The organism is Mucilaginibacter sp., assembly GCF_039921305.1.
In the GTDB taxonomy this organism is placed as follows: domain Bacteria; phylum Bacteroidota; class Bacteroidia; order Sphingobacteriales; family Sphingobacteriaceae; genus Mucilaginibacter.
Genome location: NZ_JBDSCA010000057.1, coordinates 39427 through 50758, shown reverse-complemented (window position 1 = coordinate 50758; position 11332 = coordinate 39427). Strand labels below are relative to the sequence as shown.

10 protein-coding genes and 1 riboswitch are annotated in these 11332 nt (G+C 39.9%); of the genes, 7 read left to right on the top strand and 3 right to left on the bottom strand.

The annotated features are described in order from the left end of the window. Positions 1 to 78: 78 nt before the first annotated feature. Positions 79 to 1272, bottom strand: coding sequence for an aminofutalosine synthase MqnE (gene mqnE, locus ABIN91_RS17945; RefSeq protein ID WP_348052802.1), 1194 nt, complete (start codon positions 1270 to 1272; stop codon positions 79 to 81). Positions 1273 to 1371: 99 nt separating this feature from the next. Continuing rightward, the gene (locus tag ABIN91_RS17940) at positions 1372 to 1890 is read right to left on the bottom strand and encodes a hypothetical protein (RefSeq protein WP_348052800.1); all 519 of its coding nucleotides are present in this window, start codon (positions 1888 to 1890) and stop codon (positions 1372 to 1374) included. Between the two features lie 94 nt (positions 1891 to 1984). Here ABIN91_RS17940 and ABIN91_RS17935 point away from each other — a divergent pair, with 94 nt between their 5' ends. The 7 genes from ABIN91_RS17935 to ABIN91_RS17905 all read left to right on the top strand — a co-directional run bounded on the left by ABIN91_RS17935 (position 1985) and on the right by ABIN91_RS17905 (position 9807). After that, positions 1985 to 2692, top strand: coding sequence for an ankyrin repeat domain-containing protein (locus tag ABIN91_RS17935; protein ID WP_348052799.1), 708 nt, complete (start codon positions 1985 to 1987; stop codon positions 2690 to 2692). A 39-nt stretch (positions 2693 to 2731) separates the two neighbouring features. Next, positions 2732 to 3850 (top strand): aminotransferase class I/II-fold pyridoxal phosphate-dependent enzyme, encoded by a 1119-nt coding sequence (locus tag ABIN91_RS17930; RefSeq protein WP_348052797.1) that lies wholly within the window; start codon positions 2732 to 2734, stop codon positions 3848 to 3850. Between the two features lie 98 nt (positions 3851 to 3948). Beyond that, positions 3949 to 4060: riboswitch (SAM riboswitch) on the top strand. A gap of 261 nt (positions 4061 to 4321) precedes the next feature. Beyond that, a complete protein-coding gene (gene metX, locus ABIN91_RS17925) occupies positions 4322 to 5374 on the top strand; it encodes a homoserine O-acetyltransferase (RefSeq protein ID WP_348052795.1) in 1053 nt (350 codons plus the stop codon). A gap of 144 nt (positions 5375 to 5518) precedes the next feature. Beyond that, positions 5519 to 6727 carry a homoserine dehydrogenase gene (locus tag ABIN91_RS17920; protein WP_348052793.1) on the top strand — a complete coding sequence of 403 codons (1209 nt, stop codon included), beginning with the start codon at positions 5519 to 5521 and terminating at the stop codon, positions 6725 to 6727. 154 nt (positions 6728 to 6881) lie between these two features. After that, a complete protein-coding gene (locus ABIN91_RS17915) occupies positions 6882 to 8096 on the top strand; it encodes a glycosyltransferase family 87 protein (RefSeq protein WP_348052791.1) in 1215 nt (404 codons plus the stop codon). After that, positions 8093 to 9034 (top strand): glycosyltransferase family 2 protein, encoded by a 942-nt coding sequence (locus tag ABIN91_RS17910; protein ID WP_348052789.1) that lies wholly within the window; start codon positions 8093 to 8095, stop codon positions 9032 to 9034. The genes ABIN91_RS17915 and ABIN91_RS17910 overlap by 4 nt, the downstream gene beginning before the upstream one ends. Further along, complete coding sequence (locus tag ABIN91_RS17905; protein WP_348052787.1) at positions 9031 to 9807, top strand: polysaccharide deacetylase family protein; 777 nt, start codon at positions 9031 to 9033, stop codon at positions 9805 to 9807. Before ABIN91_RS17910 ends, ABIN91_RS17905 begins: the two co-directional genes overlap by 4 nt. Before the next feature lie 52 nt (positions 9808 to 9859). Here ABIN91_RS17905 and ABIN91_RS17900 read toward each other — a convergent pair whose 3' ends face one another. Continuing rightward, the gene (locus tag ABIN91_RS17900; protein ID WP_348052786.1) at positions 9860 to 11089 is read right to left on the bottom strand and encodes a TlpA disulfide reductase family protein; all 1230 of its coding nucleotides are present in this window, start codon (positions 11087 to 11089) and stop codon (positions 9860 to 9862) included. Between the last annotated feature and the right edge of the window lie 243 nt (positions 11090 to 11332).

The following is an 11332-nucleotide window of genomic DNA, read 5'->3' as shown; positions in this document are numbered from 1 at the left end:
ATTTAGTTGATTGGTTTTGACCTACTGATTCGTTGCCTTGCTTAGCACTAATGAACCAATGGCCAGTGAACCAATGAACTATTGAACTACTGGCAATCTATAAAATTGCGGCTTAGGTGCATCAGTAAACTCAACGTTGTTATAGTCTGTAATTACATTATATAAGGTGTCGCGTTCTATAGGGTAACGGCCAACGTGTTTTATTAGTTCAACCAGTTCCTTAGTGCTCATACCCGGATTTTTCTCCTCTGCTCCTGCCATCGAATAGATCTTGGTGGTATCGTCAAGTGTCCCGTCAATATCATCCACACCAAAATTCAATGATAATTGCGCTGTAGTTCGGCTTATCATAGCCCAATAAGCTTTAATGTGATCAAAGTTATCGAGATAGATTCGCGCGATAGCGTAATTACGCAAGTCTTCAACTACAGTTGATTCGGGCACGTTGCTCATCTGGTTATCCTGGTTACGGAACTTGAGTGGGATAAACGTTTGGAAACCACCTGTTTTATCCTGCAAAGTACGCAGCCTTTCCATGTGGTCAACACGGTGTTTAAATTGCTCGATGTGGCCATAAAGCATGGTCGCGTTTGAGCGCATACCCAGTTTGTGCCATTCCTCGTGGATCTGTAGCCATTGCTCGCCAGTACATTTATCTTTAGCTATCTGGTCGCGAATTTCAGGATCAAATATCTCGGCGCCACCGCCCGGCATTGATTCCAGCCCGGCATCTTTCATCAGCGCCATTCCGGTTGCGTAATCCATTTTGGCTTTTTTGAAGATGTAGTGGTATTCAACCGGCGTTAAAGCTTTTACATGCAACTCTGGTCTGTGCTCTTTTATCCGGCGGAACAACTCAGCATAAAACGGAACATCGTATTGTGGCAATACACCACCTACAATGTGTACCTCGGTAACAGGTTCATTATCGTATTTTTTTACGATGTTGAGCATATCATCCATAGTATATTCCCAACCTTGTGAGCGCTCTTTAATTAAGCGGGAGTACGAGCAAAACTTGCAATCGTACACGCAAAGGTTAGTAGGCTCGATATGGAAGTTACGGTTAAAATAAGTTTTATTGCCGTGGCGTTTTTCGCGGATGTAGTTGGCTAAAGTACCCAGGTAGGCCAGTTCGCCTTTTTCGTAAAGTAATACACCTTCATCAAAAGTAATGCGCTCGTTGTTGTAAACCTTTTGGGCTATAGCCTTTAATTCGGGCAGCAGGTGCGGGTTATTCAATAAGACGGTTAGAGATAGTTCGGAGTCCATTGTAATTCCTTTGTTCGCAAAAGTACGATAAAGGGGCAAATTTTTTGATCATTTTGATGTAACAAAGAAATACATGTTATAACTTTTATTATAAACACCTTATAATCCTACAATCTCCTTAATCGTTATCCCCATAAAACAATCATCCTGGCATCCTTCAGGCACATGCCCACAGCTTGATAGTAAGCCTTTATCATCCGTTTCAAAGTAAATCGTATTTTTCTCCTTGTCTACTGTCAGCCACTCATTTTTAGCTTTGGTATATATATCATCCAATGTTAACAGGTCAGCCCCTTCTAAATTATGTGTATTCAAATTAGCAGCGGTTTCGCTCCATGTTTTATAAGTTTCTAATGGTCCGTTATTTATTCTACGGGTAGCTATATAGTCGCGCGCTGTAATTTTGCCGCCCTGGACAATTATTTTTGTCGAAGATCCAAAACCAAATACAGAGCCGGAAACAACTGTATAGCTATAGTTATTATTTACACTGGCTTTATAGGCGATCCATTTTTTTAAGCTTTGATCATAAGTTAAGCCCGATGTAGAAACGATCTCTTTAGAGCAGGATGTTAAAAGGATAACTAATGTGAGGATAAGATAAAGTTTGGTTTTCATTGTGAGATATTTATAACAGTACGATAAAAGCTCATCGATCGCTACAGCAAATACTTATAAAAAATATTACCTTCATCGGTAACATTAACATCACATGAAAAAATCGATCATCTTATTATTGCTTATCCTTCCACTGACGGCATTTTCTCAGGAAATATTTAGCACCTTGATCAATCAGAACTATGAGCAATTGGCTATTCTGGCAAAGGCTGAAAAGAATTTGAAAGTTACAGACAAAAATGACATGACTCCCATTTTAAAAGCAGCAAGTTTAAACGATTTTAAAGCTTTGAAAATTCTGGTTGAAAATGGGGCTGATGTTACGGACAAAACAAAATCCGGCTGGACACCTTTGATGATAGTTTGCCAGGTTGGAGATGTAGAGATGGCTTCTTATCTGATCAGTAAAAACAGTAATATTGATGCTAAAGGTGAACATGAATGGAACCCGATAATCATCGCATCACGAAACGGAAAGACTGATATTGTAGAGTTATTGATAAAAAAAGGAGCTAACGTAAATAGTAAGGCTTTAGATAATACTACGCCGTTAATTATTTCATCATTTAAAGGTCACGTTAAAATAGTAAAACTACTACTCGAAAACGGTGCCAACACCGAAGTTGTTACCCGCGACAAAGAAACTGCTCTTTTTTTAGCCGCTCAATATGGGTACGAAGAAGAAGTTAAACTACTATTACAATTCCATGCCGATAAAAACTTCACCAGTAAAAATGGTTTAAGTGTTTGCCAGGCTGCCAAAAATAACGGACATTCGGATATCTGCAATTTGTTGCAATAAACAATCTATTTGTAGCTTTGCAACCTCTACGCAAATACCATGAAAATTGAAACCATAGCTATACATGCAGGTAACCAGGCCGATAAGGAAAGCGGTGCCGTAATACAGTCCATCACCATGTCAACCACCTTTAAACGGGAAAATGGTGAGTACCCAGGCGGGCATATCTATAGTAGATCGAGTAATCCTAACCGTACTTCGTTAGAGCATGTATTGGCTCAATTAGAGGGCGGTGCAGATGCGGCAGCATTTTCATCGGGCAACTCGGCGGGTATGGCGGTATTTCAATCGTTAAAACCGGGCAGCCATATAATTGCGCCTGATGATATGTATCATGGTTTGCGTAACCTGTTAAAAAACGTTTTTGTTGGGATATTAGAGTTTGATTTTGTAGATGTGAACGATGAACAAACTTTATTGAATACCATTAAACCCAACACGGGTTTGATCTGGCTGGAAACACCATCAAATCCATTATTAAAAATTACAGATATTAAAAAAATTGTCGCGATAGCTAAACAGAATAACCTGTTGGTGGCGGTTGATAATACCTTTGCTACTCCAATTTGCCAGCAGCCTTTAAGTTTAGGTGCCGATGTGGTAATGCATTCCACAACCAAATACTTTGGCGGCCATAGCGATTTGATGGGTGGCGCTTTAATTACCGTCGATAAAAGTGATTGGTGGGATAAAATACGCCAGGTGCAGGAAATGGGTGGTGCTATCCCCTCGCCTCATGATTGCTATATGCTGGTGCGCAGCATCAAAACGTTGCCTTATCGGATGAAAGGTCATGTTCAAAACGCGCAAGCACTGGCTGAGTTTTTAGAAAAGCATCCTAAAATTGAAAAAGTAATGTACCCGGGTTTACCATCACACCCACAATATACTGTAGCCAAAAAACAAATGTTAAGCTTTGGCGGGATGTTATCTTTTTGTGTAAAAGGCGGCGCTGATGAAGCCGTTAAAGTGGTAAACGCCGTTAAAATTTTCACTCAGGCAACCAGTTTAGGCGGTGTAGAAAGCTTAATCGAGCACCGGGCCATGGTTGAAGGGCCAGATACCAAAACGCCTAAAAACCTGCTCAGGGTATCGGTAGGATTAGAAAACATTGACGATTTGATAGAAGATATCTCACTGGCTATCAATACGATATAAAAATTACAGAATATAGTTTTGTAAAGTAGTTTTTACTGTACTATATTTGAAACATTATTTGGTAGCGATACCATAAAGATCAATCCCTCAAAAGGTTTGGTTTATAAAGAAGTGGCGAGAGATCAGGCTCATTAACCCACTGGCAACCCTCCAAGGCGGAGAAGGTGCCAAATCCTGGCCCGGTGAATGGATCATCGGGGGATATAAATGTACAACCATGAAAATACTGTTGTTGCTTTTAGACCTCTTTAATTTCCGTACGAACGCTCGTCGTGCTTATGCTTTGGTTCCTGTTTCAAACAAACCAATGTATATGTGTAGCAGCATTAATTGCTAAACGACAGAGAGCGCGTACTTTTTCTACAAGAAAATTTCGTGTACAATTTCAAAGTAAAGGCATCCGCTTGAGATTTTCAAATCAACAACATCAAAAAATAAGCTTCCATTATTGGGAAGTATCTACATAAATTAATGAGCGCAGAAACATTTAAATATCCAAAAACCATTACACTGGAATCCGGCCAAAAGCTTCATGGGTTACAAATTGGGTATCATACTTTTGGTAAGCTGAATAAAAACCGCAATAACGTAATTTGGGTTTGCCATGCACTAACGGCAAACTCGGATGTGATGGATTGGTGGGCCGGCCTTTTTGGCGATAACGACCTGTTTAACCCCGAAGAGCATTATATTGTATGTGCCAATGTTTTAACATCGCCTTACGGAACAACTAACCCGTTGAGTATTAATCCACTTACCAAACAAAGTTATTATTTAGCATTCCCGCAGGTTACCATCAGGGATATGGTTCAGGCGCACCAATTATTAGCTGATCATTTGGGTATTGATAAAATTAAAGTATTAATTGGCGGCTCATTAGGCGGTCAGCAGGCTATGGAGTGGGCTATTATTGAACCTGGAAAAGCCGAGCATCTGATATTAATTGCTACCAATGCTAAGCATTCGCCATGGGGTATAGCCTTTAACGAAGCTCAACGTTTGGCCATAGCTACCGATCGTACATTTTACGCCAACAAACCTAATGGTGGTAACAAAGGCTTAAAAGCGGCCCGTAGTATGGCGCTCCTATCCTACCGTGGCTACGAGGCTTATTGCAGCACACAGTTAGATAAAGACCAGGATAAACTTGACGATTACAAAGCATCATCATACCAAAACTACCAGGGCGAAAAGTTGGTAAAGCGCTTTAACGCTTACAGCTATTGGTATTTAAGTAAGGCGATGGATTCGCACAATGTGGGCCGTGGCCGGGATGGTGTGGAGCAAGCTTTGAATGCTATTCAGGCTAAAACTTTGGTTATCGGCATTAAGTCGGACTTTTTATTTCCTACAAACGAACAGAAAATACTAGCAGAGCATATCCCTAATGCCGTTTACTCGGAATTTGATTCGCCATTCGCGCATGATAGCTTTTTGATTGAGACGGAGATATTAACCAACACAATCGGAGCCTTTTTAGGCGATAGCTTGAGTGGGAAAGTAGTGCAAATGCAAACAGCTTAAGATAGAATTAAGAAGCGACAATCAGGAATCAAGGACAGAGGCCTTGCATAGTTCGCGATTGCTTCGTTCCCTGTCTGCCGACAGGCAGGCTGGCAATGATATACTTGATATATAAAAAACAACAACAGAATACCAACACAATAAATGAGCAAAAAACTAAAATTAGGCATATTTGGCTTCGGTGTAGTGGGACAAGGACTACACGATATTATCCGCACCAAAGCCTTAAATTTCGAGATCATAAAGTTCGCGATCAAAGACCCTAACAAGAAACGCAGCTTACCTGCCGAACTATTCACTACCGACAGAAATGTGATACTGGATAACCCGGAGATCGATACTATTGTTGAATTGATCAATGATTCGGAAGCGGCTTATCAAATTGTTAAGCAGGCATTATCAACCGGTAAAAATGTGGTATCGGCAAGTAAAAAAATGATTGCCGATAATCTGGAAGAACTTATCCAACTGCAAAAAGAGCACGGTACTTCTCTATTATACGAGGGCGCTGTTTGCGGTAGTATCCCCATCATCCGCAACCTCGAAGAGTATTATGATAATGAGTTATTACACTCTATCAGCGGTATTTTTAACGGCTCGTCAAACTATATCCTATCCAAAGTTTACAACGAAGGTTTAGATTACGATACCGCATTAAAGCAAGCGCAGGATTTAGGCTTCGCCGAAACCGACCCAACATCGGATGTTGGTGGTTTTGATGCTAAATACAAACTGGTTATCGCAGCATCGCATGCTTATGGTGTTGTGGTTAAGCCCGAGGAGGTTTTGAATATCGGGATCCAAACCTTATCAAACTACGACCTGCAATATGCTAAAGAGAAGAGCCTTAAAATAAAATTAGTACCCGTAGCTAAAGAATTAGACGATAAACATGTAGCCATGTTTGTGTTACCACGATTTGTGAGCGCTGGTCAGTTTTTATACAACGTGGATAACGAATACAATGGTGTGGTAGTACAGGCCGCTTTTGCTGATCAGCAATTCTTTTTTGGTAAGGGAGCTGGTGGACACCCAACGGGTTCGGCGGTATTGTCGGACATAGCGGCTTTGCGTTACGATTATCAGTACGAGTACAAAAAAGCGCACGAAAAGAAAGACCTGAAATTTACCAACGATATTGAGCTGGATATTTACCTGCGTTATGATGATGAAAGTTTGGTAGAGGCACTCGGCTTTAGCCACATTCAGGAACGTTACTATTCGGGTAATTTCCGTTTTGTGATCGGAACTTTGAAATTAAAAAGCCTGATCGCAAACCAGCATCGTATATCATCACAAAATGCATTTGTTGCATGTGTTGGTGATTTAAGTGAGATAAAACTTTCTGTGTAGAATAATTGAACAGCCGTGATTTGTAGTAGACTTTTCTGGAAAATGTTAAAGTCAGGGGATGTTTAAGAGACATCCCTTTTTTTGTACGTTCTTCTCTCCCTAATGTATTTTACTTACAATAGCCTGTTTTGCACACCGCGTATATTTTATATTTTTGCATTTCAATCTCACATCCGCCGCCTTGATAGAATCGATAAAGAAACTGTTTACCAACCGCAAATTTGTATTAATACTTTGGTTTGGCCTTAGTTTTATTGCCGCCCTTAAACAGGTGCTTTTCCATGCCATCAACAATTACAAAATCTATAAATACACGTTTTACGATCTCATCAATCAAAAAAACCTGTTTTTACAATACCCCCAGTTTTTTGAAGATAAAAACCACTACGGGCCAGTATTCGCGCTGGTTATAATGCCCTTTTACTTTTTACCCGACGGTTTTGGGGTAATGTTGTGGAGTGTATTCAACTCATACATGTTATATAAAGCGGTTACGCTTTTGCCCATCACCGATAAAAAGCAGGTGGCCATATTTTTAATTTGCGCTCATGAATTGATGACAACCTCGTTCAGCGTGCAGGTTAACCCACTGGCTACCAGCTTAATTATATTGAGTTTTATATTCATCCGCAACAAGCAGGATTTTTGGGCGGCCTGTATGATAGCCCTGGGAACTTACATAAAGCTTTATGGGATTGTGGGACTGGCCTTTTTCTTCTTTTCGGAAAACAAGATCAAGTTCACGTTGAGCATGGTTTTCTGGACGGTAGTTTTCTTTGTGTTACCGATGCCGTTCTCATCGCCCCATTTTACGGTGCAATGTTATAAGGATTGGTATAAAAGCTTATCCGAAAAAGATATTGAAAACTCAGGCTCTACCATGCAGGATATCTCTGTTAAGGGTATGGCAAGGCGCATTTTTAATGTACCAGGCTTATCAAAAATTTGGTTTTTGGTGCCGGGGGTATTGCTTTATCTATCATCATACATCCGGATCAACGCTTACAAAAACGTAAACTTTCAATTGCTGATATTGGCTTCTACCTTGATATTCCCTATTATTTTTAGCAGCAGCAGCGAATCTCCAACTTATATTATCGCCTTTTTGGGTGTGGCCATCTGGTTTATTAATCTGGATAGGCCCATTACCAATTTTGAATGGTTCCTGCTTATTTTCGCGGTGGTGATCACCAGTTTTTCACCGTCAGATCTGTTCCCTAAATACATTAGTACACATATCACTAAAAAATATGCTTTAAAGGCACTACCTTGTTTAATGATATGGCTCAAAATTATTTATGAAACCTGGACAAGGCCATTCAGCACCAATGAAACTGAGCCCAAACTACAACCTACGTTAACCACATGAAAAGGAAAATATCGGTAGTTGTACCATCCTTTAATGAGGAAGGAAATATTGAGGTTTTAGCTTCGAGGTTGTTGGATGTGCTCAAAACTTTACCCCAATACGTTTACGAGGTTATTTTTATTGATGATGGCAGTTCCGACCATACTTTAGATAAACTGAAAGGGCTATCGCAGATGGACCCTAACTTTTATTACCTGGAACTTTCGCGAAATTTTGGGCATCAGAATGCTTTAAAGGCCGGTTATGATTTCGCCACCGGCGATTGCATCATCAGTATGGATGGCGATATGCAGCACCCGCCGGAGCTGATCACCCAGTTTATTGAGAAGTGGGAAGAAGGATATGATGTAGTGTATTCTACCCGCGAATACCAGGACGATGCCACGTTTTTCAAAACCAAAACATCGGATATATTTTATAATATGATCAACTCGCTATCGGATACCAAACTGGAAAAAGGCACCGCCGATTTCAGGTTGATAGACCGTAAGGTAGCCAACGTTTTGGTACAGTTGAATGAGAACGGCTTGTTTATGCGTGGGCTGATCAAATGGTTGGGCTTTAAACAATACGCCATTAACTACCAGGCGGATGCCCGTTTCTCTGGCAAAAGCAAGTACACCGTTAAGCGGATGGTGAAGTTTGCCGTTGAAGGTATTACGGCATTCAGCGTTCGCCCGTTGAATATCGCTATTGGTATTGGGGCATTCTTTTCGTGTATGTCGCTGCTTTATATCCCCTACATTGCCTGGACCTTTATGTACGGACATGAATCACCTGGTTGGGCTTCGGTTTTGGCCTCGGTTGTATTTTTCGGGGGCTTAAATTTAATGGTTTTGGGCATTATTGGCCTTTACTTAGGTAAAATGTTTATGCAGGCCAAGCAGCGCCCTAATTATATTATCCGGTCAACTAACCTCGAAAACACAAAATATTGATACTACTGAGCTTTGATATTGAAGAGTTTGATATGCCGTTTGAATACGGTAAAAGCATTGATTTTGCCGAGCAATTAGCCATATCAACCGAAGGCACCAATAAAATATTGGATATTATGGCCAGGCGTAATATCAAAGCAACATTTTATTGCACGGCTAATTACGCCCTGAACAAACCAGATGTTATTGCCCGTATTGTGAACGAAGGTCACGAAATAGCATCGCATGGTTATTATCATTCCGACTTTAAGGTGGAGCATTTAAAGCAATCAAAAGATACTTTGGAGCAGCTAACCGGCAAACAAGTAAAAGGCTACCGCATGGCCCGGATGATGCCTGTAGATGAGCTGGAGATATTTAAAGCGGGTTACCAATACAATTCGTCCATTAACCCAACCTACCTTCCCGGAAGGTATAATAACTTTAGCAAGCCCCGCACCTGGTTTTATCAGGATGGAGTGTTGCAATTGCCATCTTCGGTATCGCCGTTGGTACGTTTCCCGTTATTTTGGCTGTCATTTCATAATTTGCCGATGGGTATTTTGAAATGGTTAAGTAAAAAAACTTATCGTAAGGATGGATACCTCAACCTTTACTTTCATCCCTGGGAGTTCACTGATCTGAAAAAGCCTGAGAAATTTGGTTTCCCCGGATATGTAAGTAAGAATACCGGTGTTGATTTTGAAAAACGGATAGACAACTTTATTGGCTGGGCGCAGAAGGAAGGTTACCGCTTTTGTACTACTGGTGATTTTGTGGAGCGATTAGGTTAGCCTTGTATATTGACCATCAGTGGAACTACCTAGTTAAAAATGATAATATTGGCTAATATAAGTTGGCAAATTTATTTCCAAAAACAGAGATCAGGTTTTTATCCAGCCACGATTCCCTTGCGTCCCGATTAACAATCGTTCCATCCGGACTTATCAATACACTAAACGGTATTGAATTAAAATTGTACAAACGAAGTAGATCAATATCTAAAAGACCTTTTGTGTTTCTCAGTTGGATCCAGGTAGTGCCATCTTCTTTTATTGCCTTTTTCCATTTCTCTTCGTTATCATTAAGTGCTATCCCTACAACCTCAAATCCTGAAGATTTATATAGATCATATAACTTTTTCAGATGTGGGAAACCCAACCGGGACGGGTTATCCCATTCTGCCCAAAATTCCAATAATACATACTTCCCTTTTTTCAGAACATGATCTGAAAGATTAACCATCTTGCCGGAAGTATCCTGAAGGACATAATTTAAAAATGGTGCGCCCACGCTGGATTTATTATATTCTATAATTTTTTTGTTCAGTTCAGTCAATTTTGAACTTCCTAAGTAATGCTGATTTAGCCTCCTGTAAACACTGTCTATTTCTTTTTTCGAGAACTTATCAATATTCTTTTCAGTAATCAATATACCCAAAGGATTAGTTTCGTTCTCTTTGATAGTAGCCAACATATATTTCCTAGTGCTCATTTTGATACTGTCCAATGGTTTAATTATGGTCAGCCCTCTCGATACCGATCCCACCGGTGATTCCTTCAGGGATTTTAAGTAAGCAACATAGTTTTTTAATAATATTGAATACTGTTTTTTCCTGGTATCTAATTCATCATAAAATTCAATTAAACGATTTTGCAAGTCAGACCCGGTAACCTTAACTTTATTATACGGATAATTACTGGCTGTTACTGTGTTATAATGCGGAATATTAACGAAGTCCTTAACTATTCTAATATCACTATCCTCAACAAATAATCCTATAATCGGGGTTGCATAATTGATCTTGTTATGACGATTTGAAAGCAAATACACCGTCATGAATTGGGGTTTATCAACATGGCCTTCGAGCTTGAATTCGCCAGCATTTAATGCACAACTATCAATTACATTGGAAACCTCGCGACCGGAAAGATCAGTGGCTAAATAGGCCTTTAAGTCTTCCTTACAATTTGCTACTGTTATCGTTATTTTAAAATTAGCCTTACTCTGATAGCTAAACGAAGAGATTAAAATTATAGTAGCTATGGCAACCGATTTCGCTTTCTTGATATACATACAATGATTTTAGCTTGTGCAGGTAGATAATTACATGATATTCACCGCGTAAGTAATTACCAAGTTAGCTAAATTTCGTTATATGACTAAAACGAATTGATGAAAATGGTTAAGAATATCGCAAATTAATTGCCGTTCTCTGATCCGACATCCGCGACCGATTAACTTTGTATATAATTGGACCTACAATTTAGAGTCTGCATGAAAAAAAAGCACTCAGTCCTTCTGTTACTTAAACAAGTA